A 24564-nucleotide genomic window follows, 5' to 3' on the forward strand; every position below is an offset into this window, starting at 1 on the left:
CTGCGTTCTCTGTCTCTTTTTTTTTCAAGCTTTAGAATTATAGGGTTAACATGAAAATTCACACAGTCATGGTCAACAAAGCACCGTACATGATAAACTAAATATAGATATAGGGCAGATCGAGAATTTTTAAAAATTAAAAATTGACGATGCTGTTTTTTTAGCCGTGCTCAAAGGAGAGAAATAAACATGCGCAACTACTTGGAATTGCTGGAGGACATTTTAGAGAACGGAGTAAAGAAAGAGGATCGGACAGGAACGGGAACATTATCTGTTTTCGGAAGACAACTCCGTTTTGATTTGGCCAAGGGCTTCCCGCTAGTAACCACTAAAAGAGTGCATTTGAGATCCGTTGTACATGAGCTGTTATGGTTTTTGCGCGGGGATACCAATATTGCTTATCTCAAGGAGAATGGCGTTAGCATTTGGGATGAATGGGCAGACGAGCAGGGGAATCTGGGGCCTGTGTATGGATCGCAATGGCGCGCATGGGAAACAACGGACGGGCAACACATTGATCAAATCGCGAATGTCATTGAGGCTATTAAAAATAATCCGGATTCACGTCGACATATCGTCAGTGCTTGGAATGTGGCTGAGATTGAATCCATGAAGTTGCCGCCATGTCACTTTGTATTCCAGTTCTACGTAGCTGGAGGAAAGCTATCCTGTATGCTGACGATGCGTTCAGTAGATTCTTTCCTTGGACTGCCGTTTAACATTGCCAGTTATGCATTGTTGACGCATATGGTTGCACAGCAATGCGGTTTGGAGCCCGGAGAGTTTATTTGGTCAGGCGGTGATGTGCATATTTATTCAAATCATATACAACAAGTGCATACGCAGCTGGAACGCGACCCGTATCCCTTGCCACAGTTAAAAATTCTGCGTAAACCGGAATCCATTTTTGATTACACTTATGATGATTTTGTTTTTGAGAATTACGAACATCACCCAGGGATCAAGGCGCCTGTCGCCATCTGAGTAGAGGAGGTGGAGAGATGAGCATTTCAATGATATGGGCTATGGCACAAAATGGTGTGATTGGCCGGGATAACAGTCTTCCTTGGCGCCTTCCCAGAGACATGGCTTTCTTCAAAGAGCAGACGATTAATAAAACGGTACTCATGGGACGCAAGACGTGGGAATCGTTTGGTGGGAGAAGCCTACCAAACCGCCGCAACGTCGTTTTGACTCGAGATGAGAGCTATCAGGCGGAAGGAGCAGAAGTGATCCATACACTGGAGGAGGGGCTCAAACTTGCACAGCAAGAAGAACTAATGGTCATTGGCGGAGCGGAGATTTACTCACTGTTTTGGCCACATGCGGATCGACTGATTGTGACTCGAATTGAGGAGACTTTTGAAGGCGATACAACGTTTCCCGACCTGGATTGGAGCGACTGGACTATTGTCAGTGAGACGCCGGGTATCAAGGATGACAAAAACTTGTATGACTACCGTTTTGTTGTTTACGAGAGAACAGAATAACGATAGATGAATTCGGCATAGCTCATTTGAAAAATTAATAAACCATATAAAAAATCCTTTTGGCTGTAGATGCAGAAAGTTGCATAAGTTTTCATTACTTTTACGCTGTATTGTGATACAATAAATCAAATTCAACGAGAACAGACCCTTTCATAACACAAACAGACAAGTTCGAATTTGATCAGAATTCTGAATGGATGATCGGGGTTCATAAGCGAAGAGATGGGGGAACGTAACATGTCTACACCAACTGGATTTATGGAATACACACGACAGCTTCCTGCAGACCGGGACCCGGCAGAGCGTATTAAGGATTGGGAAGAATTCCATAAGCATATGTCTGAAGAAGAGCTGCGTACCCAAGGGGCGCGTTGTATGGACTGCGGAACTCCTTATTGTCATACGGGGATGGATCTCATGGGAGCAACTTTAGGCTGCCCGGTTCATAATCTTATCCCGGAATGGAACAATCTCGTATATCGTGGTTTATGGAAGGAAGCGTTAGATCGGTTGCACAAAACGAATAACTTTCCTGAATTTACGGGCCGTATCTGTCCTGCGCCATGTGAAGGTTCATGTACAGTTGGCCTTATCGGCCAATCTGTTACCATTAAGACAATTGAGGAAGCAATTATCGAAAAAGGCTTTGAAGAAGGTTGGGTTGTTCCTAACCCGCCAGAAAAACGTACAGGCAAACGAGTGGCTGTTGTCGGCTCGGGTCCTGCGGGATTGGCTGCGGCAGCACAGCTTAACAAAGCAGGACATAGCGTCACTGTGTACGAGCGTGCAGATCGTATAGGTGGGTTGCTAATGTACGGAATCCCGTCCATGAAGCTGGATAAGAAGGTTGTACAGCGTCGTGTAGATTTGCTGGAGGCTGAAGGTATCCAATTTATCACGAATACGGAAATCGGCAAGGATATCCCTACTGAGCAGTTGATTGCTGACTATGATGCAGTTGTGCTATGCGGTGGATCTACAAAGCCGAGAGAATTCAATATTGAAGGCAGCGATTTGAATGGTGTCCATTATGCTATGGATTATTTGAATGGCACCATCAAGAGTTATCTGGATTCTAACCTCGAAGATGGCAACTATTTGTCCTCCAAAGGTAAGGATGTTATTGTTATCGGTGGCGGGGATACGGGTTCGGACTGTGTAGCTACTTCTTTGCGGCATGGTTGCCGGAGTGTCACTCAATTTGGCACGCACACCAAAGCTCCACTGGAGCGTGATCCGATTGCGAATCCTTGGCCGCAGTTTCCGAATGTGTACTCTCTCGACTATGCACAGGAGGAAGCTAAAGCATTGTTTGGGGATGATCCGCGTGAGTTTTCCATCATGACAACCAAATTCGTGGGTGATGAGAATGGCAATCTGAAAGAACTGCACACCATTCAAATTCAACGTATTGTCGATGAAACAGGACGTAAAATCTATCAGCCGATTCCAGGTACAGAACGCGTATTTCCGGCACAAATTGCGCTGATTGCGATTGGGTTTGACGGACCTGAGCAAACGATTGTGAAGGAAATCGGTTTGGAAACAGACCGTCGTTCCAATGTTAAGGCGCGTTATGGGAAATATGTGACAAATGTGGATAAGGTTTTTGCTGCAGGTGACATGCGCCGCGGGCAGAGTCTTGTCGTGTGGGCTATTAATGAAGGCCGAGAAGCTGCACGTGAGGTTGATAAATACCTCATGGGTGCTACTGTTTTGGTGTAGTTATAAATTTTATATTATGAATTTAGTAAGCTCCATCTTAGGATGGGGCTTTATTTATATTTTAAACTTTTTAACTGGTTGCTCAATTAATTTTTCTAGAGAGCTATACATATGTTGTGAAGTTTTTGTTATATAATATGACTTAAAATCGAATTTCCAATCATTTTATTGTTATCTATAGTGATCATAACATAAAAAGAAGGGGAGTGTGTAGCTTTTTTATAGAAAAATAGATTTTTAACAAGAAAATTAAATAACACCCTTAAATTTATGTAATATAAACTAACTCGAATATAACTTCGTTTAATCGCATAAAATCATGACCTGAGAGAACCATGCTATCTATGGTATAATAGACGTACATTGTTGAAGCGCTAGACTAAATGAATTTACAAAGGAGCTTTCGCCGGGAGAAGGCTCCTTTTGCATGAGGCCGGGATACCTGTTTTTTATTTGCGTTCCATGATATCTATGATTCATGGGAGAGAAACAGAAGGCCGTCAGGAAGGAATGGAATGAATGAAGACGTTGATTATTGCTGAGAAACCAGATATGGGACGGACGATTGCCGCTGTTATGGAGCCACGTGCTAAAAATAACCGTACCTATTTGGAAGGGGAGAGATACATTGTAACCTGGGCGATCGGCCATTTGTTGGGGCTGGCTGAGCCGGATGCTTACGATGCTAAGTACAAACGATGGAATATTCAAGATCTTCCGATTATCCCTGAACAGTTCAAAATTGTACCCAATCCGAAAACAAAAGATCAGCTTAAAATCATTGGTGAACTGGCCAAACGCTGCAATGCCATCGTGAATGCTTGTGACGCTGGACGGGAAGGGCAATATATTTTTGCGTTAATCCAGCAGCAATTGAAGTTACGACAGCCAGTTAAGCGATTGTGGATTTCGGACTTGACGGCGGAAAGTATTGCGACAGGTTTTGAAAGATTGCGAGATGCTTCGGAGTTTGAATTCCTGACTCAAGCTGCGCGGGCACGAAGCGAAGCGGATTGGCTGATTGGCATGAACGCCTCCAGAGCATTCACTACACGACATAACACCTTACTGTCGGTAGGACGGGTGCAGACTCCCGTGCTCGCACTAATTCATGATCGAGAAAAGGAAATTGAAGCATTTCAGTCTCAAACCTTTTATGACGTGTGGGCTGAGTTCAAGCAAGATCAGATTAAGTACAAAGGGGCATGGCAGGGAGACCGGCTGACGAAACCAGAAGTAGCTGAGGAGATAGCTGCGGCGGTTCGCGGAAAAGAGGGGAAGATTACCAAATATGATACGAAACAGACAAAGGAGTATCCTTTTAAATTGTACGATTTGACGCTGCTTCAACGCGAGGCGAATGCCAAGTACGGTTATTCAGCTAAAAAAACGCTGGATGTGGCACAAGCGCTATATGAGCGTCACAAAGTCATTTCCTATCCGCGTACCAACTCTAACTATGTGACAGAGCAGAATATAGACGGTATGCATAAAGCATTAAGGATGCTGGGGACAGGTCCTTATGCGGATCTGGTACAACAAGCCAACCCTAATTTGGTGCATAAACAGAATAAATCGGTCTGCAATCCGTCTCGTGTTGAGGACCACCATGCAATTTTGCCGACGTTAAAAAGGCCAGGTACGCTGAGCAAAGAGGAACAAAATGTATATGACCTGGTTATTCGAAGGTTTTTGTCGCATTTTTTCCCGCCAGCTGAATATAAAATGCATACTGTAATGACGCAGGTGGACAAGCATCTGTTTAAAACCAATATTAAGGAGCTTCTGTCCTTAGGATGGAAAGTGGTTTTGAGCAAGGCTGATCAGGATAAAGGCAAAAAGAGCAAATCCTCTAAAAAAGAGGATGAGGAGGAAACGGACGAATGGACGGACAAGAAGTTCGAAATTGATGCAGGGCGTCCGGTGGATTGTGTTCGCGCTGAGATGAAAGAAAAGGCGACTCAGCCTCCTAAAAGCTACACGGAGGGCACATTGCTTAAAGCGATGGAAAGCGCGGGTAAGCAAATGGAAAATGAGGAATTACGCGAGGTTATGAAGGATGCTGGCTTGGGAACACCTGCGACCCGAGCTGCCACAATTGAACGATTGAAGAAGGTCGGCTACATTGAAATGAAGGGTAAAAAGATTCTGATTACGGATAAGGGAAAGATGGCTATTAACCTGATCCGTCATGCCGGGGTAGATCTATTAGCCTCGCCGGAGATGACAGGTCAATGGGAACGTCGTCTTCATCAAATCTCCAAGGGTGAGGCGGCTCAGGAGAAGTTTATGGACAACGTTAAAAGGTTTACCTTGTCCATCATTGATAAGGTAAGGCAGCAGCCACCTGCTCCCGCAAATGCCTTTGGCGAGGAGGCAAGGAGCAATCGCTCAGGAGGGAAGGGAAATGTCCGCAGTGCAGGTGCGAGTGGACGTGCCACCACCAAAGGAATGGATCGCACAGCATTAGGAGGTAGTAGCGGTGCAGGAAGTGCTGCACTAAAGCAAGTAGCATCGCCAACAAGACGCAGTTCGACTACAAAAGCAGTGCGAAGCTCGTCTGATGGACAGTCAGATAATTCAGCGAGCCAAAGACAGACGCTGGGTAGCTGTCCGTGCTCCAATTGTGGTGGAAGCATTATTGAAGGCCGCAAAGGGTATGGTTGCAGTCACTATAAGCAGGGCTGTGGCTTTGTTATTTGGAAAGAATATGCTGGCAAGCAGATTACCGAAACAATGCTCAAGTCCCTACTGGTGAAGGGGCAGACGCAATTGTTGTCTTTTAAGCGTAAAGATGGATCGAACGTCAAAGCGCGGATTGTTCTGGATGAACCAGGAACAGGACAACTTAGTGTTCGTGAGGATTCCTGAGATAGACCATCTATTATAGCAGAATGCGAAGGTTGAATGATTTTTTTAGATACGAAAAAGGACCCTATCCGAGGGTCCTTTTTTGTTGATGTAACTGTATGCTTTCGTGGATTACTCGTGGCACTTCTGTCAGCTTCTGTATCGTATACATCACAGAGTTCACGTTCTTTTGCAATTCAACCATATTGTAAATCCATTCTTTTGGCTGCTTTAGATACACAGCATGAATACCTGCTGCAAGGGCTGGAGAGACATCGGTGCGCAGAGAGTTTCCAATCATCCAGGTAATGTTTCGGTCCAAGCGCTTCATTTGGATGATTTCTTCCAGTGCTTCGACATTTTTGTGCTGGCGAATGTAGATGCGGTCATCAAAGTAATTAGCCAGCTTCATTTGCTTAATCTTTTTTTCTTGAATAACCTGCTCACCGCCAGTATAAAGGTGGAGGGAATGACCTGCTTTTTGGAGTGAATTTAACGTTTCGGCCATACCTGGATAAGGTTCGATTTCCTGCTCGTACACACTTCGACCAAGCGAGCGAAGCTCCTGCTCTTCTTGAGAATCTGTTCGGCGTCCGAATTGTTCCGAGAAAAACTGGTACGTATCTATTAGAGATTGTGGAAAATGCTCGCTGGCAAAACCCACCTGATGAACCCCAGCCACATCAATTTCAATTTGTTTTTCACGGATTGCATTTCTCGTCAGGTTATGAGCTGCAAACCATTCCTGAAGCAAATCGAAAAAGTGGTTGAGAATAAGGTCGAAATACTTGTTGCAATGGACCAAAGTGTCATCAAGATCAAACAAAATGTGTTGCTTCGGATACGACATGATGCATACTCCTTCCAAGCCAAAGCTTTAACGGCGTTCGGTTTATAACTACAGTTGCAATACAAACTATAATCCAATATAGGATTCCAAAAATATTTGTAAATCAGCCGCACCGTCGGGGCGGATGCTGAATTTTTCCTTATGATACCGTCCAATGTGAATACGGAGCAGGCCAGCCACTCGCAAAATCATCATATCAGACATAAGTGTATCTTCCAATCGGCTTAAATCATGGCGCATGTCTTCGAGAGACTTGGGACCTTGAGCTACATAACGCAGAATGCGCAGCCGTTGCGGATCACTGACCGCACGAGTGAGTCGTAGTAGAAGCGTTGGTGGCTCTTCCTCACTCTCCTCAGGAATATCTACTGGATATTGGATCAGCAGTGTACGGGTATAAAAGCAGTATGAATTAATTGGGCGATTATGGACGACCGGAAACAGCACTACTGTATCGAGATCTTCCATATTCGGCACGACTAGTCCAGCTGTCGCATATTCTACAAGGGCTTCGGGTTCCATCTTACTTAACAGCATGCGCTTTTCAGCAGCGTCTTCTTCTGCCAATACACGCAGTTCGCCTTCCAAAGCCCGGAAATAATCACGATCCCACAATCTGAGGAGAGGTGCATATACCTTACGGATGCGTATAGATTCCTCGAAGGTCAAGAAAGGAATATGTGGAACAAGCAGTTCAAACATATCTTTATCCGGTCCGTGATCCAAATAAGAGATATAATCGGATATTTCATCTGATTCCGGTCGAAGTACCGCCCAGGCATAGAGCGCGTCATAATCGCTAAAAGGGCAACTCTGAGCTGTAGCAAGCTCAGTACGAACTTCATGTTGTAGTCGTGCATCCACCTTGTCAATCCATTCATGACCCAAGTCCATATCTTGAACCCACTTTTTAGTTACATAGGCCATGAAGCTGCCGAGCAATTCATAAATTGGAGAAGTGTCTATTTTTATTTGATAACTCATGGAACCAAATGCCTCCTATTCTGTCTTCTAGCCCAGAGCGGTGAACGTAATTAAGCCCGTCCATAAGCAAAACATGAGCATTTTGTAATTGCCCACTTATTTATTATGGCTTGTTCTGCCGGACATTGTCCACTATAATATGAAATAGTGCGTTGTGACGTGAACTTCGTCGGATTGAATATATGAGACTCCTTAACCGAATGGGAGTCGGATACATACCAGACAAGCTCTATCCGTAAAATCGTCATCTCCGATGGCGATTTTTTTCTTTCTCTCTTTAATACACTAAATTTAATACATTAAAAACATCCTAATATGTAATATACTGATTTTTTATAATCCATGATACAAATAGTGATAAGAATTATTATTGATTATGATATCAAATGCAAATCATTTCTTAGCATTCATTTTATAATGTTGATATTTTATTTGTTCGAGCAGGAGGAGCTAGGATGTCGTCGTCGTTACGTGTTCATTATTTTATCTTAATTGCAGTTATTATTGTTGCCGGATTATGTCAAGGTTTATTATTACCTATTTTGTCAATCTCTTTGGAACAAATGGGAGTGTCATCTTCGCTAAACGGAATGAATGCAGCTGCGCTGTATATTGGCTCATTTGCAATGACACTGGTGGCCGAACGGACTTTGGGATGGTTGGGCTTCAAAAAGCTGATGGCCGGAGGGCTTGTGCTTGTGCTCATTACGTTGCTGCTGTTTCCGCTGATCCCTGATATTCGAGTTTGGTTCATACTGCGTCTGCTGGTAGGTATTGGTGACAGTGCCCTGCACTATTCAGCGCAGTTGTGGATATTGCTCGTAACTCCGCCAGAGAATCGAGGTCGCAACATTTCCTTTTATGGTATGTCTTACGGTCTTGGTTTTGCATTAGGACCATTGGGCCTATGGCTGCTCGATTATGGAATGCTGGTTCCATTTGCTGCGTTGGCGTTACTGTGCCTGCTTGTGTTGCTGTTAGTGTTAATCAAGCTGCCTGACTCCAGGCCGGAGAAACAGGAGACCGAGGCGCGCCCCGCACGAAGATTCCGGCGCAGCTATAGCTGGGCATGGTACGCGCTGTTGCCTGCATTTTTATACGGTTATATGGAAGCAAGCCTGAACAGTAATTTTCCAGTCTATGGCCTGCGTATTGGCTTTCATACCGACGAAATCGCTGCTTTGCTGCCTTTTGTCAGTTTGGGGGGCTTAGTGCTGCAACTGCCTTTAGGTATATTAAGTGACCGTTGGGGACGTAAAAAAGTGCTAATGAGCGTAGGCATAGCTGGAGGGTTGACCTTTATGTTACTACCATGGAGTGGTAATCATTTTATGTCTACTTTGGTGTTGCTGACCATCGCAGGTGGATTGGTAGGCTCCTTTTTCTCGCTTGGTTTGGCCTATGCGGCTGACCTGCTGCCCAAATCATTTTTAGCAGCTGCCAATGTTCTGGCATCCTTTCATTTTAATCTAGGAAGTGTGGTCGGACCTAATATTAGTGGAGGATTGCTAGACATTGGAACACAAGGAAGTATGTTTCTAGTACTTGGAGGTAGTTACATTGTTTTCGGATTGTTAGGTCTGTTTTCCCGAAAAAGAGTGCCGGCCGTTTAAAACTGCGGTTTGCATAGTATTTGTTTCACAATTACTATAAAATATAAACATGTATTGATGGCGGACAAAGGGGAATCATAGATGATTAAAATTCGGAAGCTAACCAAGCAAGTGGGACCTGAACGTACCCCGTTGCTTCGAGGGATTGATGCTGAAATTCATCAAGGTGAATTCATTGCTGTAGTAGGGCCGAGTGGAAGTGGTAAAACGACACTTCTTCGCTGCCTTGCTCTACAAGAGCCTTGGGAAGATGGCAGTTTGATTGTGGGCGGCCATGATGTACTGAAATCCGGGTGGACGGGCAAGATGAAAATAAAGCGGGAATGGGCATATCTGGAGCAAAATCCGCATCTTAATATGAATCGGACTGCTCTTAAAAATGTTCTCATTGGCAGATCCGGTCAAACACCCTGGTGGAGAATGGCGACTGGCATGGTGCGTTCCGACGATTATATGGGAGCGATGGACGTCCTGGAGGATCTGGGTCTGCTGGATAAGGCGCATGATAAATGCGACAAGCTCAGTGGTGGCGAACGGCAACGGGTAGCTACTGCACGTGCTCTCGTTCACGGAGCCAAGGTTATTTTAGCTGATGAGCCTGTAAATGGACTAGATCCTGCTTCAGCGGCGCATGTACTGGAAACCTTTCGCAAGCTGTGTTCAGACGAGCGTGTAACAATCATTACTGTACTGCCGCTGGAAATGGCTGAACGTTTTGCTTCCCGAATCTGGGGGCTGAATGAGGGCGAACTGGTGTTTGATATCCAGGGAAGACGTTTGACACAGGCAGAAAAGAACAAATTGTGAAGGGGACGGCAATAGAATTGAAAAAAACGCTGTTGAAAATGGTGGCTGGCTGCTGCTCCTTGCTGCTCCTTGTTGGATTTTTAAGCGGCTGTAACGTGATTAGCGACCCGATTTCGCTGATGCAGACACCAACGATGTCTGATGAGAAACAACAGCTGAATGGTGCAGTGAATACGCAGTTAGGGGCGGTACAGCCTTTAAGGCCGAATGATCCGGACGATCCTACGCCAATTCGGACGGGAGATTTGAATAATGATGGTATAGATGAAGCGGTGCTTTTTTATGAAACACCAGATGAGAGCGTAAAAATACATGGTGCCTTGTTTGAAGATCAGGGCGGAACGTGGGTAAAGAAGCTTACGTTTGATGGGGAAGGCACTGTGTTGGAATCATTCAAGCTTGTTGATTTAACGAATGACGGTACGCTTGATATTGTAGCAGGCTTTTCGAGCGGAGACAGTGGCGAGAATGGGGACCAGAAGGGTCTTATCGTTTACTCTTATACTGGAGGGACGTTGGAAAAAATATATGCAACAGGCTATACGGATTTCGTTGTAGACGATTTTAACCATAAAAAGATGGATTTGAACGGGGATAATCTGAATGACTTGACGATTATCTTGCTCCGTCGCAATGAATTTTTTACTGTAAAAACGTTCCAGTTCAGCGGAGGAACCTTTAAGGAGATCGGATCGTTGGATTTGGACAGTCAGGCTTTAGGTGTATATAATGTCGTCGCTGGTAAGGTAGCCCAGGGTAGGCAGGGAATCATTATAGATACAAAGATTGCTCAGACGACTACGGTATCCAATGTTATCGTGATGGATCACGGCAAACTTAGAAAGCTCAATCTTATGGATGTTACCTTCAAGGATGCTACCATCGCTAGTGGTGATGTGGACGGTGACGGTATTCTTGAATTTGGAAATTTGGAGAAGCCCAAAGGCTGGAGCAACAGGCCGCTTGATGAAGTTCCGTATTTTGTATCGTTCTATCAGTGGGACGGAGCTAAAGGGACAATTTTCAAACAGCAGCAGTATCGAGATTCTAATGAACAGGTCTACTTCAGGTTGCCTAAAGAACTGCATGGCAAGGTGACCATTGACCCGAAAGTTTCCAGGAAGGACAGCTATTTACGGTTTATTCTGGATGATACAGACAAAACGATAGCTGAAATCAAATTTTTCTCATTATCACAATGGGAGCGAAATAACGAAGGCTATAGCCAACTGTGGCGAACGAATGCACAGGTAGTTGGTATTAAACGATCCAGCGAGCTGGAGCCACGTAAAACTATTAAAAACAAGCTGGGGGAAAGGCAGGTAGAGTAGAGTGAGTAAAGTTTTAATCATGGAAGACGAGGAATCTATCCGTAGCTTTATCGTTATTAACTTGAAACGTAATGGCTTTGAGGTGTTGGAGGCGTCAGAAGGACACGAGGCTTTGAATATTTTGAATACGGTGCGGGATATCGATATTGCGTTGCTTGACGTGATGGTGCCGGGCATGGATGGTTTTGAGGTTTGTCGGAGAATTCGGGAAACGAATGAGCGCATCGGCATTATCTTTCTCACGGCCAAGGTACAGGAACAGGATAAGGTGTATGCCTTGTCTGTAGGGGCTGATGATCATGTGAGCAAACCCTTTAGCCCAACGGAGCTGATTGCACGTATACAGTCGTTATTGCGCCGGGTGAATGTGCATCGTGAAACAGCAGCCAAGGTGTCCTTCCAGTCCGGTCCGTTCACGCTGGATTTGATAGCTAAGCAATTTAAGAAAAACGGGCAGCTGATCGAGCTGACACCGACAGAGTTTTCCCTGATTCAGTTTTTTCTCGAAAAGGAAAATACGCCGCTCAGCCGGGATGTTCTGCTTGACCACGTATGGGGCAAGGAATATATGGGCGATCCGAAAATTGTAGATGTGAACATCCGACGTCTGCGGCAGAAAATTGAAAACAATCCATCCGAGCCGGCTTTCTTACAAACCGTATGGGGACATGGATATAAATGGAAAGGTCAGTCTCAATGATCAAAAAGGGGATTCGCCGACAGATTGTGCTTCACTATTTTTTCGTAGTGTTCTTGGCGCTTCTGTTAGTAGAAGTCATTTTTATGTTTGCACTCCGGTCATATTATTATGACACTATTTATAAAAAGATCGAGAACCGTATCCAATCGGTAAGTGAATTTGCATCCAAATTCAAGGAGCCGGAACAATCATTACAATCGTATTTGTTGGATACATTTTCACTGCCCAACACTGAATTGCAATTGCTAGATGAACAGGGAAATGTAATTGATAACTCGACAAATTTCGCTGCAGATCTAAGTGTGCAAACCAGTGATGTGACACAAGCTTTAGCTGGAGATACGGGCAAATGGATCGGAAAACAACCGAGTACGGGGCAACAGGTAATGGCGGTATCTCAAAAACTGGACAATATCGTCGGAGACCAAGTGTATATTATCCGATATACGACTTCGCTGGAATTAGTAAATGACAAGTTGTTCATCATTACATTATTTTCGGTGGGAATCATGGCAGCCGTACTGATTATTGTCTTTGTAGTGAGTACAGGGCTTGCCAATTCCATCGTCAGACCGATTAACAATATTCGCGATGTATCTGCTCAGATGGCGCAGGGGCGATTCGATGCACGTATCAAAGGCGATTATCGCTATGAATTGGGTGAATTGGCATCGACGTTGAACTACATGGCACAGGAGATTGTGAGAACAAACCAAATCAAGGATGATTTTATTTCTTCGATTTCTCATGAGCTGCGAACTCCGCTTACTTCCATTAAGGGCTGGAGTGAAACGTTAAATTCTGGTGGTTATGATCCGGATGAGACGAAAATTGGGATGCAGATTATTTCCAAGGAAACGGATCGGCTGATTGGCTTGGTGGAGGAAATCCTCGATTTTTCCAAACTGGAGCAAAATGCCATGAAGCTTGTAATGGGAACAGTTGATCTTCGAGAACTTTTACAGGAAATTATGTTGAACGTGTGGGCCAAGGCAGAAATGAAGCAGATCAAGCTTCAACTGGATTCCGAGGAAACGGCTTATCTCGTTCATGGAGACGGTAACCGTCTGAAACAGGTATTTTTGAACATTGTGGATAATGCCATTAAATTTTCGCATGAGAGTTCGATTATTTATCTGTCTCTTCAACGTGTTAAGGGCAATATCGAGATATCGGTACAGGATACAGGGATTGGGATTAGTGAAGAAAATCTTGCCAGAGTAAGAGATCGCTTTTTCCAGGTAGACCATCAAAATGGCGGGACTGGTCTGGGTTTGGCAATCTCGCAACAGTTTGTGGAGCGACATCACGGTCAGATGCTCATCAGAAGTGAACTGGGCGCTGGAACCACTATTACAGTTTCATTACCAGCTCTGCAAGCAGAGACGTCTGTGGAACCACCACAACTCTCGGAAGGGCAGTTGTAAAGTCAAATGTTAAGATAGCCATTATAAAAAAACAGCCAGTCCTCTCTTATGGGAGGGCTGGCTGTTTGAAATTTCAGGAGAGTGTTATGAAGTAAAGCCTTCTGCACGCAAGCGTGTGTTTCGCTCATAAACTTCTTTCAGCATACGTGTAGTTTGCGGCCGTACTGCCATTTTACCAAATACCGTTTCATTAGGCCCAATGACCATAATCTCGCTCGAATTACCTTTAATCACAGCGCCGTCACGAATCACAGCACCTTCACCGATAATTGCGTGCTCAATATGCACGTTGCGCCCAATACGTGTGTCAGGCATAACGATACTTTCCTTGATGGATGAGCCTTTTCCCACCTCGACGCCACTAAACACAACGGAGCGCTCAATTTGGCCTTCGACTTGGCAGGAATCATGCAGGAGGCTACCCAATGACTGCGTTTTACGACTTGGCATCTTTTGTGCACTCAACCGTGTGCGGCGTTCACGCGTATACATCGGCCAGTCTTGACGCTGAAGGTCAATCGCACAATTTTCTTGCAGCAAGTCCATATGGGAGTCCCATAGGCTTTTCACTGTGCCTACGTCTTTCCAGTAGCCCTGGAATTCATAAACGTATAGAGATTCTTGGTCCGCCAGCATTTTAGGTATGATATCTTTGCCAAAATCATGGCTGGATTGAGGATCTTGTGCGTCTTCCAACAGGTAATTCCTTAAGTAATCCCATTTGAAAAGATAAATCCCCATTGAGGCCAAATTACTTTCAGGCTTCTCAGGCTTCTCCGCAAATTCAGTGACGCGTAGATCTTCATCGGCGCTCATAACACCAAAACGATGCGCTTCATCCCATGGAACCTCCATGACAGAAATAGTTGCCGCAGCTCCTTTTTCTTTATGGTAGTTCAGCATCTCGCGATAATTCATATAGTAAATATGATCACCGGATAAAATAAGCACATGCTCTGGATTTTGGCTGTCAATATATTCGATATTCTTATGAATAGCATCTGCCGTACCCAAGTATTCAGCGTTACCTGTATTATAAGATGGAAGCAGGGTAATTCCTTTGTCATCCGTTTTTGTCAGGCCCCAGGGCGTTCCATCCCCAATATGCTCGTGCAAGGATTCTGCCTCATATTGCGTCAGTACACCTACAGTATCAATGTTTGAATTTACGCAATTACTGAGAGGAAAATCGATGATTCGGTAATGACCGCCAAAAGGTACGGCGGGTTTTGCAATTGTTGAAGTAAGGGGAGCAAGACGGCGTCCCTCTCCGCCTGCCAGCAGCATGGCAATGCATTCTTTATTAAACATTTCGTTTCCCTCCCGGTTTAGTTGTCTGTTGTAGTACATACATAAACGGTATGGGGTACTCTTGAAACCATCAGGTATATAAGATTCCCCAAAAACTAAGGTTTATTTTTTTCCTAGTCATTTTTCTGTTCATTGTGGCTAGAATGGGGTAATAACTCAGGTCAGCTTTGACCCAAAAGCGAATGCATTACCGACTCATACATTTTTACTCACAAAACATATAAGGGTGGTGACGTGATGACAGACCAAACACTTCCGCAACAGGCTATATCACCGGAAGATATTTATTTGTTTCATGAAGGAACGCTTTATTACAGCTACCGATCTTTGGGTTCCCACCTTACTGTGGAGAACGGAGAACAGGGCGTTCGTTTTACGGTCTGGGCTCCTCATGCTCTCCATGTCGGGCTTGCTACAGATAGCAACAACTGGAATGGGGAACAGGATTCCTTATATAGGGTTCCCAAATCCGGTTTTTGGAGTCGTTTTTTTCCGGGGATATCCCAAGGAACATTTTACAAATACGACATTACAGGTCCAACTGGTGAACGATTTCTAAAAGCAGATCCTTACGCTGTACGTGCTGAAGTGAGACCAGCGACAGCTTCAGTAGTAGCATCCCTGGATGGTTATGTTTGGAATGATGCGGCTTGGCGCCGTAAACGAAGAGCACCTTATGGCAAGCCTCTACATATATACGAGCTTCATTTAGGCACTTGGAAGCAAAAAGCAGACGGTACGTTTTATACATACAGGGAGATGGCTGAGCTTCTTGTGCCTTATGTGGTTGATATGGGGTATACACATATTGAACTGATGCCGTTGAGTGAGCATCCGTATGATCTTTCCTGGGGCTACCAACTTACTGGATATTTCGCACTGACAAGCCGTTACGGTGAACCACATGATTTTATGTATTTGGTGGATCGCTGCCATCAGGCGGGAATTGGGGTGATTATGGACTGGGTTCCGGCTCATTTTGCCAAGGATGCTCATGGATTAAGACGATTTGACGGATCACCGCTGTTCGAATACGCGGACCCGCTTATTGCGGAAAAGCCTGGCTGGGGAACGCTAACATTTGATTATAGCAAGCCAGAAGTTCGTTCTTTCCTGATCTCCAATGCTTTGTTTTGGATGGATGTGTATCATATTGACGGTCTGCGTGTAGATGCAGTGACGAGTATGCTACGGCTGGATTTTGAAAAGCAGGAAGGACAATATTGTCTCAACTCCAAGGGAGGAATAGAAAATGAGGAGGCTATCGCCTTTCTTCAGCAGCTGAATGAGACGGTATTCCGCTATTATCCATACGCACTCATGATGGCAGAGGAGTCCAGTGCATGGCCAATGGTAACCTCTCCCGTAAGCGATGGAGGGCTCGGTTTTAATTACAAATGGAATATGGGTTGGATGAACGATACACTTGATTATATGGAATCGGAGTTTGATCAACGACCGGAGCGCCATAATTTGCTGACATTCCCCATAGCCTATGCGTACAGTGAAAATTTTACACTCCCTTTATCGCATGATGAGGTTGTTCATGGTAAAAAGTCACTGCTTGATAAAATGCCGGGCACCTATGAACAAAAGTTTGCTGGACTACGGGCGCTTCTTGGCTACCAAATGACCTCACCAGGTAAAAAGCTCTTATTCATGGGAGGGGAATTTGGCCAATTTATTGAATGGAAGGATGAGGAGCAGCTGGACTGGTTTTTGTTGGACTATGACAGTCATCGGTCCCTGCATGCATATACGAAAGCACTGAATCATTTATATCTCCAGGAGAAGGCATTATGGGAATTGGACCATTCGTGGGATGGTTATCAATGGATTGAAGCTGAGGACCGTGGGCAGAGTGTGATTACGTATTTACGTAAAGGTAAAAAAGCGGGAGATACGCTGGTTGTCCTCATTAATTTTCAGCCTGTACAAAGAGAAAATTACCGAATTGGATTGCAAAAGCCAGGGAGCTATATGGAATTGCTGAACAGCGATCATAAGAACTTTGGGGGGAGTGGTCAGCTAAACTCTGAAGTGATACGTACTTCCAAGATTCCATACCACGGACAGCTTTACAGCCTGGAGGTGACAATTCCTCCCCTAAGCATCGTTATACTCAAAAAAACACCACGTAGGTCTAAAAAGCGGATTAACCATATAAGGAGGAAGCACATATGAACATTTTATTCGCGGCAGCAGAGGCACATCCATTTATCAAAACAGGCGGGTTGGCTGATGTTATTGGTGCACTGCCAAAGGCACTTCGTCAGGCGGGGTGCGACGTCCGAATCATCCTACCTAAATATGCAGGCATTCCTGATACGTATAAGAAGTCTCTGCGTTTGGTAACAGTCAAGCATGTGGCTGTAGGCTGGCGTGATCAGTATTGTGGGGTAGAGGAAATGACATTGGACGGGATCAGGGTTTATTTTATAGACAATGAATATTACTTCGGTCGTGATGGTATTTACGGTTATATGGATGATGGCGAACGCTTCTCCTTCTTCAACCGGGCCATATTAGAAGTACTGCCTGAACTGAATTTTCGGCCAGATATTGTGCACTGTCATGACTGGCATACGGCGATGGTTCCGCTGCTTCTGAATGCCGATTATCGACATTTGCCCTTTTACAGCGATATTCGCACGGTATTTACGATACATAATCTGTTGTATCAGGGTGATTTTCCTTATGAGGTTTTAACGGAGTTGCTTAACTTGGATGGAAGCTACTTTACCCCCGAAGGTGTGGAGTATTATGGCAGACTGAATTTTATGAAAGGCGGGCTTACTTACTCGGATCATGTCACGACTGTGAGTCCAACCTATGCAGAAGAGATTCAAACTGATTTTTATGGATACGGACTGGAGGGCCTGCTTCGTAAATTAGGAGATCAGGGGCGCCTGACGGGAATTGTGAACGGGATTGACACTCAAAGCTACAATCCTGCCACAGACGATCGAATTTATACGAAGTATCGCACGAGTCTGGCAAAGAAAAAGGAAAATAAAATTGCTTTACAAAAGGAGCTGGGGCTGCCGGTACGTCCAGACGTACCTATGATTGCCATGGTAACCCGGCTTGTGGATATGAAGGGGCTAGATCTGGTAACGAGAGTGCTTGACGAAATCTTATATTATGATGATATTCAGTTTGTCGTGCTGGGAACAGGGGACCTGGCTTTTGAGCACTGGTTCCGGGAAGCAGTGGGAAGATATCCTCTGAAAATGTCAGCGCAGCTTACTTTTAGCGAACCACTGTCACGAAAAATATATGCGGCAAGTGATATGTATCTTATGCCGTCGAAGTTTGAGCCTTGTGGGATTAGTCAGCTGCTGGCGCTTCGCTATGGAAGCATCCCCATAGTACGAGAAACTGGCGGTCTGAACGATACTGTGCAGGCCTACAATGAATCCACAGGAGAAGGCAACGGTTTTAGCTTCACAAACTACAATGCACATGATATGCTGCATACCATTCGTCGTGCTGTTCATTTCTACCGCCAACCTGAGCATTGGAATAAACTCACACAGACGGCCTTTGCAGGAGAGTACAGTTGGAATGTATCGGCTGAGGCGTATATGGAGATTTACCGTTCGCTAGTAAAAACTGATTAAACAGGGTAGAAATACAATAATTATGCTAATAAAAAGGGAATCCCTTTAGCCACTGTTGGGCTGAGGAATTCCCCTTTTTGCTGCGGTCAGTCTCCGCCACCACCACAGCTGCTTCCGCACGAAGAGCTGCTGCTACACGAAGAACAACTGCTACACGAGGAATGACTCCCTGAATCACCTGAGTCATGGTGAGAAGATTCTCCGCAGTGAGAACTATCATGGGAGGAATGATGATGCGAATGGTGTGTATCCCAGTTTGAGCAGCCGCTTGCGGAGCTACAGCCGGATGAGCTGGCTAGTGCGGCACTGTTTGTAGAATCTGGGTGCATGAGTATGGCAAACTGGTCAGGCTGATACCATGAATACCACACAACAGCCAAGAGCAGATAGTCAATCTGTAAATAGTTGACCTTAGGCAGCTGCTTGCCCTCAGGATCACTTACAGCTTTATTTACCCGTTCACGGAGGTGTTCGACTATCTTATGAACAGCATGTGCTGCTTGCTGTGAAATGCCTGCATTGTCCTGTGAATTCCATCGGTCACCTTCTGGCTGCGCCGAAGCTGTCCGTTTGTAATAGTGCGAAAGCTCATCGTTCGGTAGAGGATGATTAAAAAAAGTCCCCCACAAACTGGCGCTGTAGCGGTTCCAGCCAAAGCACTCCACATACAACCAGTCAAACCACGCCCGCTCCTCAGGCATCGGCTGAGAGCCACCTGAATGGGGGGCATGGTGAAGCATACGACCAAAAAAAGCTTCCGAGAACTGCTGGTATTCGCGAGTAAACATTAACATTTCGTGCCATAGTTCATCCACAGCACTACTGAACATAGGCACTCGGTTCATAATCGCACATAGCATGAAGTATCGTTTTAGCTCATGCCAGCGCCAATCATATTCTTGCTCCGTCAGATTAGGATGGGCTTCCATGACACGTTGCTTTACGTTGTGAGCATAGAAGGCTGGAATGGATCGCTCCAGCAGCTCCTTCAGCTCCGTAATCTCTGGATGACGCTCCTGCGTGAGTGACGAAGGAGACGGGGAGCTAAGGAAAAATGCATTCCGGCGGCGCGTGCTTCTGTTTCCACGTTTCCTACGTATTGCACGGAATATAAACCAAAAAATGATGAGGTCAACCACAATAAACAACGTCCAAAAGCTACTCATACTATCCATAATGGCACTCCTTTCTCCAAGAAGACGGCATTTCCGATTTTAGCTTTTGCTATTCAGTAGAGCGAATTCTTTTTTAATCTGTGCCAGCAGCTCAGAATTTGTGATTACATCGCAAGCAGTCCATGCCAAGGTTCTCGCGGCCAAGAGCATTCCTTCCATTGCACGGTCCTGCATTGCCAGATCACGGAATTCTGGTGTATGCAAGGCATGCTTCTCGTCAATAACTTGAATGTACGGATGGATCGCAGGGCAATGAAGCGATACATTTCCGATATCCATTGAGCCATGATCGTCGCCTTCCGTAATATCTTCATGCGCAATGCCAGCCTGTACTAAATTTGCGGTAAAGGTGTCGGAGAGAACACGGTTAGTCACCATTTCATCGTAAGAAGTCTCATAATTGGAGGGTTCCAAACGACACCCAGCCTGTAAAGCAGCTCCCTCAGCGATTTGAATAACACGGCGGGTAAGCGGGTTCAGCTCTTGGCGAGTAGCAGCTCTCACGTAAAATTGGGCAGAGGCGTAATCAGGAATAATATTGGCAGCCTGCCCCCCCTGATTAATGATGCCATGGATACGCACTGAACTTTTCACCTGTTGCCGAAACGCGTTGATCCCGTTAAACGTTTGAATCACAGCGTCTAAAGCATTAATCCCTTCGTGTGGACTAGCCGCAGCATGAGCAGATTGACCAAAAAATTCGAATTGCACAGCATCAATCGCCAGCGATTTGCCCGATTTTTCGTAGCGGTCAAAGGGGTGTGTCATCATGGCTATGTCGCAATCATCAAACAACCCAGCCGCCGCCATCGGCACCTTTGCACCACGTGTTTCTTCCGCAGGCGTGCCGTATACACGTATCTCTCCACCCGTTTCGTCGATGATCGACTTGAGGCCGACAGCAGCACCTGTACTCATCATACATATCAAATGGTGCCCACAGGCGTGTCCTAGCCCTTTCAGAGCATCGTATTCTGCCAGAAAAGCAATGACTGGCCCAGGCTTGTCTGCTTTGTAGGTAGCAATAAAAGCGGTTTCTATACCCAATACGGACGATTGAACCTCAAATCCGTGAAAAGCGAGCTCTTCTTTTAGACGGGCAGAGGCAAGGAATTCCTCGTTTCCAAGTTCAGGATTTGCGCCAATATATAACGAAATATCCTTAAACCGTTGGGCATGCTGCTCAATTGTGTGTTGAATGGTCTGTTTAAAATCCATGCTGAAAACTCCTTTATATAATCTGTAATATAGGTACTGCGATAGGTGCACTAAAATTGTACTATAACATTCATTGCATATTCATGCATATTCATTTATAATGACACAATCTTATTTATTATAAAGAATTTAAGGAGAGAAAAAAAGATTGAAAAAGGCATATCGTTTTACCGCCCTGGTTTTGTCGGCGGTTATCTTGCTGTTGGCTGGTCTTCCTATGCTTACTGCATACGGATCGGAAGGAAAGCCACAGAAAAAACTTGTAGTGGGTATGAGTGCTGACTTCCCGCCGTATGAGTTTCATAAAGTGATTAACGGTCAGGATACCATTGTCGGGTTTGATGTTGAAATCGCCAAGGAAATCGCCAAGGATCTGAATGCGGAGATGGTCCCAGAGGACATGAGTTTTGACTCTTTGCTGCCTGCTCTGCAAAGTGGTCGTGTAGACTTGGTATTATCCGGTATGACACCGACGGATGAACGCAGAAAGAGCATTGATTTCTCGGATGTATACTATCGCTCCAAGCAAGTCATTATGGTACGTCCAGAGGATAAGGACAAATACTCAACGATGGCTGCTCTGAAAGGAGAGAAGCTTGGCGCTCAAAAGGGGAGTATCCAGGAAGAAATTGCACAAAAAGTGCCTAATGCTTCTGTAACCTCTTTGGATAAAATATCCGATTTGGTACTCCAGCTTCGGACTAAGCGTATTAACGCAGTTGTAATCGAAGATACCGTTGCTAAAGGATACACGCTAGACGGTACCGTAACCCTTGCCAAGGCAGTACCTGAAGATGAAGGAGCAGAAACTGCTGTAGGCATCCGTAAAGGAAATGCAGAATTGCTTGCTTCAGTAAATAAAACGTTGGCTCGCCTGAAAGCTGACGGGTCGATTGAGAAGTTTTCTACAGAAGCGAGTGCACTGTCTGCAGACAGACAGGTTTCTTCAAACAGCATTGTGGATATATTTATGAAATATCGCAGTTTTTACGCTACGGGTATCGGCTACACCCTACTGCTGTCTGCGCTCGGAGTACTGTTCGGATTCATTATTGGCCTGATCATTTCCTTGCTACGGATGAGTGGTATCCGTATTATCGAGTGGCTGGGCACCGCATATGTAGAAATATTGCGCGGTACACCAATGCTAGTGCAGCTCATGATCATTCATTATGGTGTTGCTTTGACATTGGGTGTTAATTTTACGCCACTCCAGTCCGGTATAATAACATTGTCCCTAAATAGTTCAGCATATTTGGCAGAAATTTTCCGTGCCGGTATTCAGGCCGTAGACCGTGGACAAATGGAAGCTGCCCGCTCGCTCGGGATGGGACGAGGCAAAGCGATGCGTCACGTTATTTTACCGCAAGCCTTTAAATCTATATTGCCTGCTATCGGTAATGAGTTCATTACCATCATTAAAGAATCATCTATTATTTCGACCATTGGGATGGTGGATATTATGTATCAAGCCCAGGTCATTAAGAATATTACGTACGAAGGTTTGAGTCCGTTCGTAATCGCAGCCGCTATTTATTTTGTAATGACATTCAGCTTATCTAAGCTGCTGGGTTTATGGGAAAGGAAGTTGAGAGCCAGTGATCACCGTTAAACAACTGCGTAAATCGTTCGGAAAAAATGAAATTCTAAAAGGCATCGATATAGATATTGCCAGAGGTGAAGTAGTCGTCATTATCGGCCCGAGTGGTTCGGGAAAAAGTACGTTTTTGCGTTGTATGAATCTGTTGGAACAGCCAACAGAAGGGGAGATTCTGTTTGAGGGTGAGCCAATTACGGCTCGTGGTCATAATATTAATGCGACTCGGGAGAAAATGGGGATGGTGTTCCAGCATTTTAATCTGTTTCCGCACAAAACAATATTGCAGAATCTGACGCTGGCACCAACGCAGGTGAAAAAGCAGTCAGGGAAAGAAGCGGAAAAAATTGCACTGGAACTCCTGCGGACCGTGGGTCTTGAGGATAAAAAGGATACCTATCCAAACCAGTTATCTGGTGGTCAAAAGCAGCGTATTGCGATAGCACGTGCTTTGGCCATGCAGCCGCACGTAATGCTGTTCGATGAGCCTACTTCTGCCCTGGACCCTGAAATGGTTGGGGAGGTACTAGATGTAATGAAGAAGCTCGCTGAAGGCGGCATGACGATGGTGATCGTGACGCATGAAATGGGCTTTGCCCGTGAGGTAGGAGACCGAATCATTTTTATGGACAACGGTCAAATTATAGAGCAAGGTACACCGGAGCAAGTTTTTGGTACTCCAAGCCATGATCGTACTCGTGATTTTCTAGCTAAAGTACTGTAAGATGTGCTTTTATAAATTGTTTGACAAAGCCCGCTGTGATAATTTTTCACGAAGGGCTTTTCTTTTTTTGTCACCATATCTCCACATTTTCGTAATATAAAACGGATTCTTGGTGACAAAATTGTAATGAGTATAGTATGATATTCAAGGTTCCCAACATTTTCATGCAGATATGGTTACAAAATTGTGATATTATGCAGTAAGCCAAAACTTACCGGGGCAGTAGCAATGATGACAAGTGCTCAATGCTGTGCTCCAAACCATGGGAAGTGCGGGGGACGTAACAACGGCAATTATTCCAAGACGTCGTTAGATGTGGGGAATATGCCTAGGGGTGAATTGCACAAGCATAGGGCTTCTCCTAAGCCCGAATCCGACAGCTAACTTCGCAGGCATAACAGAGGAGGTACATATCTTTGAAACATTTAAAACATATTGGAAAAACTATGAAATTTGCGGTGCTTGCCGCAGCAATTGCAGGGCTGGCACAGACAGCTGGAGTAGCAGATGCTGCTTCGCTTCATACTGCCAAAGAAGGGGATACCTTCTTTCTTCTTGCTCAACGTTATGGAGTATCGGTAGATGAATTGACGAAAGCAAATCCGAATATTGCGTCCCAAAACATATATGCAGGCTTGCAAATTAAGGTACCAGACGAAAAAAGTGTGAAGGCGGCTGCGGATTCGAAACCACAGCTTTTGACTGAGAAAGAATCAGCAAGTGAAAGGCCGACAATTGAAGCATGGGGAAAAACATTCAATTACAACAAAGTAATTGATGTTAAAGCTACAGCATATTCTGCCGCAGCTGATGAAAATGGCAAATGGGGTGCAGTCGATTATTACGGCAATCCGCTTAAGCTAGGTACAATTGCTGTAGACCCGAAAGTCATCCCTATGGGAACAAAGGTGCTAGTTACAGGCTATTCCCATCCCGGCTTGCCAGACCATTCTTTTGTAGCTGTTGCCCGTGATCAGGGGAGCGCCATTACCGGAAAACGGATTGATATCTTTATCCCTGGCAACAAATCATACGTGAATGACTTTGGCTTCCAAAATGTGAAACTGTACGTCATTGATAAATAGCATTAAGCATAGACATTATTAAATTAAACATAATGTACATTATGTAAACTTAAA

The 24564-nt window shown here is 44.9% G+C and carries 19 protein-coding genes and 1 riboswitch; of the genes, 14 read left to right on the forward strand and 5 right to left on the reverse strand.

What is annotated here, in order from left to right; all coding sequences use genetic code 11:
• The first annotated feature begins 189 nt into the window (after positions 1 to 189).
• The 4 genes from thyA to ABEW32_RS17820 all read left to right on the forward strand — a co-directional run bounded on the left by thyA (position 190) and on the right by ABEW32_RS17820 (position 6086).
• The gene (gene thyA / locus ABEW32_RS17805; protein WP_430189969.1) at positions 190 to 984 is read left to right on the forward strand and encodes a thymidylate synthase; all 795 of its coding nucleotides are present in this window, start codon (positions 190 to 192) and stop codon (positions 982 to 984) included.
• 17 nt (positions 985 to 1001) lie between these two features.
• Complete coding sequence (locus tag ABEW32_RS17810; protein ID WP_430189971.1) at positions 1002 to 1490, forward strand: dihydrofolate reductase; 489 nt, start codon at positions 1002 to 1004, stop codon at positions 1488 to 1490.
• Positions 1491 to 1727: 237 nt separating this feature from the next.
• Positions 1728 to 3215, forward strand: a complete 1488-nt coding sequence (locus tag ABEW32_RS17815) for a glutamate synthase subunit beta (RefSeq protein ID WP_430189973.1) — start codon at positions 1728 to 1730, stop codon at positions 3213 to 3215.
• 519 nt (positions 3216 to 3734) lie between these two features.
• Positions 3735 to 6086, forward strand: coding sequence for a type IA DNA topoisomerase (locus ABEW32_RS17820; RefSeq protein WP_430189975.1), 2352 nt, complete (start codon positions 3735 to 3737; stop codon positions 6084 to 6086).
• A gap of 64 nt (positions 6087 to 6150) precedes the next feature.
• On the opposite strand, the gene ABEW32_RS17825 is transcribed toward ABEW32_RS17820, so the two are convergent.
• Together ABEW32_RS17825 and ABEW32_RS17830 are read right to left on the reverse strand one after the other, a co-directional pair.
• Complete coding sequence (locus tag ABEW32_RS17825; protein WP_430189978.1) at positions 6151 to 6915, reverse strand: HAD family hydrolase; 765 nt, start codon at positions 6913 to 6915, stop codon at positions 6151 to 6153.
• Between the two features lie 66 nt (positions 6916 to 6981).
• Positions 6982 to 7899 carry an ArsR family transcriptional regulator gene (locus tag ABEW32_RS17830; protein WP_430189980.1) on the reverse strand — a complete coding sequence of 306 codons (918 nt, stop codon included), beginning with the start codon at positions 7897 to 7899 and terminating at the stop codon, positions 6982 to 6984.
• A gap of 455 nt (positions 7900 to 8354) precedes the next feature.
• Here ABEW32_RS17830 and ABEW32_RS17835 point away from each other — a divergent pair, with 455 nt between their 5' ends.
• The 5 genes from ABEW32_RS17835 to ABEW32_RS17855 all read left to right on the forward strand — a co-directional run bounded on the left by ABEW32_RS17835 (position 8355) and on the right by ABEW32_RS17855 (position 13777).
• Positions 8355 to 9512, forward strand: a complete 1158-nt coding sequence (locus ABEW32_RS17835; RefSeq protein ID WP_430189983.1) for an MFS transporter — start codon at positions 8355 to 8357, stop codon at positions 9510 to 9512.
• A gap of 81 nt (positions 9513 to 9593) precedes the next feature.
• A complete protein-coding gene (locus tag ABEW32_RS17840) occupies positions 9594 to 10319 on the forward strand; it encodes a phosphonate ABC transporter ATP-binding protein (protein ID WP_430189985.1) in 726 nt (241 codons plus the stop codon).
• A complete protein-coding gene (locus ABEW32_RS17845) occupies positions 10316 to 11650 on the forward strand; it encodes a hypothetical protein (protein WP_430189988.1) in 1335 nt (444 codons plus the stop codon). Before ABEW32_RS17840 ends, ABEW32_RS17845 begins: the two co-directional genes overlap by 4 nt.
• Position 11651: 1 nt before the next feature.
• Entirely contained in the window at positions 11652 to 12350 is a 699-nt protein-coding gene (locus tag ABEW32_RS17850) for a response regulator transcription factor (protein ID WP_007432526.1), read from the forward strand.
• The gene (locus ABEW32_RS17855; RefSeq protein ID WP_430189991.1) at positions 12347 to 13777 is read left to right on the forward strand and encodes a sensor histidine kinase; all 1431 of its coding nucleotides are present in this window, start codon (positions 12347 to 12349) and stop codon (positions 13775 to 13777) included. Before ABEW32_RS17850 ends, ABEW32_RS17855 begins: the two co-directional genes overlap by 4 nt.
• A gap of 84 nt (positions 13778 to 13861) precedes the next feature.
• On the opposite strand, the gene ABEW32_RS17860 is transcribed toward ABEW32_RS17855, so the two are convergent.
• Positions 13862 to 15088 carry a glucose-1-phosphate adenylyltransferase gene (locus ABEW32_RS17860; RefSeq protein ID WP_430189994.1) on the reverse strand — a complete coding sequence of 409 codons (1227 nt, stop codon included), beginning with the start codon at positions 15086 to 15088 and terminating at the stop codon, positions 13862 to 13864.
• Between the two features lie 237 nt (positions 15089 to 15325).
• On the opposite strand from ABEW32_RS17860, the gene glgB reads away from it, so the two are divergent.
• A complete protein-coding gene (glgB, locus tag ABEW32_RS17865) occupies positions 15326 to 17272 on the forward strand; it encodes a 1,4-alpha-glucan branching protein GlgB (RefSeq protein ID WP_430189996.1) in 1947 nt (648 codons plus the stop codon).
• Positions 17269 to 18711, forward strand: coding sequence for a glycogen synthase GlgA (gene glgA / locus ABEW32_RS17870; protein WP_430189999.1), 1443 nt, complete (start codon positions 17269 to 17271; stop codon positions 18709 to 18711). Before glgB ends, glgA begins: the two co-directional genes overlap by 4 nt.
• A gap of 86 nt (positions 18712 to 18797) precedes the next feature.
• Here the strand turns inward: glgA and ABEW32_RS17875 are convergent, their stop codons facing one another.
• The gene (locus ABEW32_RS17875; protein WP_430190002.1) at positions 18798 to 19886 is read right to left on the reverse strand and encodes a glycine-rich domain-containing protein; all 1089 of its coding nucleotides are present in this window, start codon (positions 19884 to 19886) and stop codon (positions 18798 to 18800) included.
• A 39-nt stretch (positions 19887 to 19925) separates the two neighbouring features.
• Positions 19926 to 21104, reverse strand: a complete 1179-nt coding sequence (locus ABEW32_RS17880; RefSeq protein WP_430190004.1) for a M20 family metallopeptidase — start codon at positions 21102 to 21104, stop codon at positions 19926 to 19928.
• A gap of 148 nt (positions 21105 to 21252) precedes the next feature.
• Between ABEW32_RS17880 and ABEW32_RS17885 the strand changes: the two genes are divergently transcribed.
• The 3 genes from ABEW32_RS17885 (at position 21253) to ABEW32_RS17895 (ending at position 24510) form a co-directional block, all read left to right on the forward strand.
• Positions 21253 to 22716 carry an ABC transporter substrate-binding protein/permease gene (locus tag ABEW32_RS17885; RefSeq protein ID WP_430190007.1) on the forward strand — a complete coding sequence of 488 codons (1464 nt, stop codon included), beginning with the start codon at positions 21253 to 21255 and terminating at the stop codon, positions 22714 to 22716.
• A complete protein-coding gene (locus ABEW32_RS17890) occupies positions 22703 to 23425 on the forward strand; it encodes an amino acid ABC transporter ATP-binding protein (RefSeq protein WP_430190009.1) in 723 nt (240 codons plus the stop codon). The genes ABEW32_RS17885 and ABEW32_RS17890 overlap by 14 nt, the downstream gene beginning before the upstream one ends.
• A gap of 241 nt (positions 23426 to 23666) precedes the next feature.
• A riboswitch (cyclic di-AMP (ydaO/yuaA leader) is annotated at positions 23667 to 23835 on the forward strand.
• Positions 23836 to 23841: 6 nt separating this feature from the next.
• Entirely contained in the window at positions 23842 to 24510 is a 669-nt protein-coding gene (locus tag ABEW32_RS17895) for a 3D domain-containing protein (RefSeq protein ID WP_430190012.1), read from the forward strand.
• Positions 24511 to 24564: the final 54 nt, after the last annotated feature.

The sequence above is a fragment of the Paenibacillus jamilae genome, from assembly GCF_050482105.1.
Taxonomy (GTDB): Bacteria; Bacillota; Bacilli; order Paenibacillales; family Paenibacillaceae; genus Paenibacillus; species Paenibacillus jamilae_B.

Excerpts from the sequence above, each read along its gene's own strand:
- ABEW32_RS17840 (WP_430189985.1), top strand. The coding sequence starts at position 9,594 with ATGATTAAAATTCGGAAGCTAACCAAGCAAGTGGGACCTGAACGTACC.
- ABEW32_RS17810 (WP_430189971.1), top strand. The coding sequence starts at position 1,002 with ATGAGCATTTCAATGATATGGGCTATGGCACAAAATGGTGTGATTGGC.
- ABEW32_RS17825 (WP_430189978.1), bottom strand. The coding sequence starts at position 6,915 with ATGTCGTATCCGAAGCAACACATTTTGTTTGATCTTGATGACACTTTG.
- ABEW32_RS17830 (WP_430189980.1), bottom strand. The coding sequence starts at position 7,899 with ATGAGTTATCAAATAAAAATAGACACTTCTCCAATTTATGAATTGCTC.
- ABEW32_RS17880 (WP_430190004.1), bottom strand. The coding sequence starts at position 21,104 with ATGGATTTTAAACAGACCATTCAACACACAATTGAGCAGCATGCCCAA.
- ABEW32_RS17820 (WP_430189975.1), top strand. The coding sequence starts at position 3,735 with ATGAAGACGTTGATTATTGCTGAGAAACCAGATATGGGACGGACGATT.
- glgB (WP_430189996.1), top strand. The coding sequence starts at position 15,326 with ATGACAGACCAAACACTTCCGCAACAGGCTATATCACCGGAAGATATT.
- glgA (WP_430189999.1), top strand. The coding sequence starts at position 17,269 with ATGAACATTTTATTCGCGGCAGCAGAGGCACATCCATTTATCAAAACA.
- ABEW32_RS17875 (WP_430190002.1), bottom strand. The coding sequence starts at position 19,886 with ATGGATAGTATGAGTAGCTTTTGGACGTTGTTTATTGTGGTTGACCTC.
- ABEW32_RS17835 (WP_430189983.1), top strand. The coding sequence starts at position 8,355 with ATGTCGTCGTCGTTACGTGTTCATTATTTTATCTTAATTGCAGTTATT.
- ABEW32_RS17860 (WP_430189994.1), bottom strand. The coding sequence starts at position 15,088 with ATGTTTAATAAAGAATGCATTGCCATGCTGCTGGCAGGCGGAGAGGGA.
- ABEW32_RS17855 (WP_430189991.1), top strand. The coding sequence starts at position 12,347 with ATGATCAAAAAGGGGATTCGCCGACAGATTGTGCTTCACTATTTTTTC.
- thyA (WP_430189969.1), top strand. The coding sequence starts at position 190 with ATGCGCAACTACTTGGAATTGCTGGAGGACATTTTAGAGAACGGAGTA.
- ABEW32_RS17815 (WP_430189973.1), top strand. The coding sequence starts at position 1,728 with ATGTCTACACCAACTGGATTTATGGAATACACACGACAGCTTCCTGCA.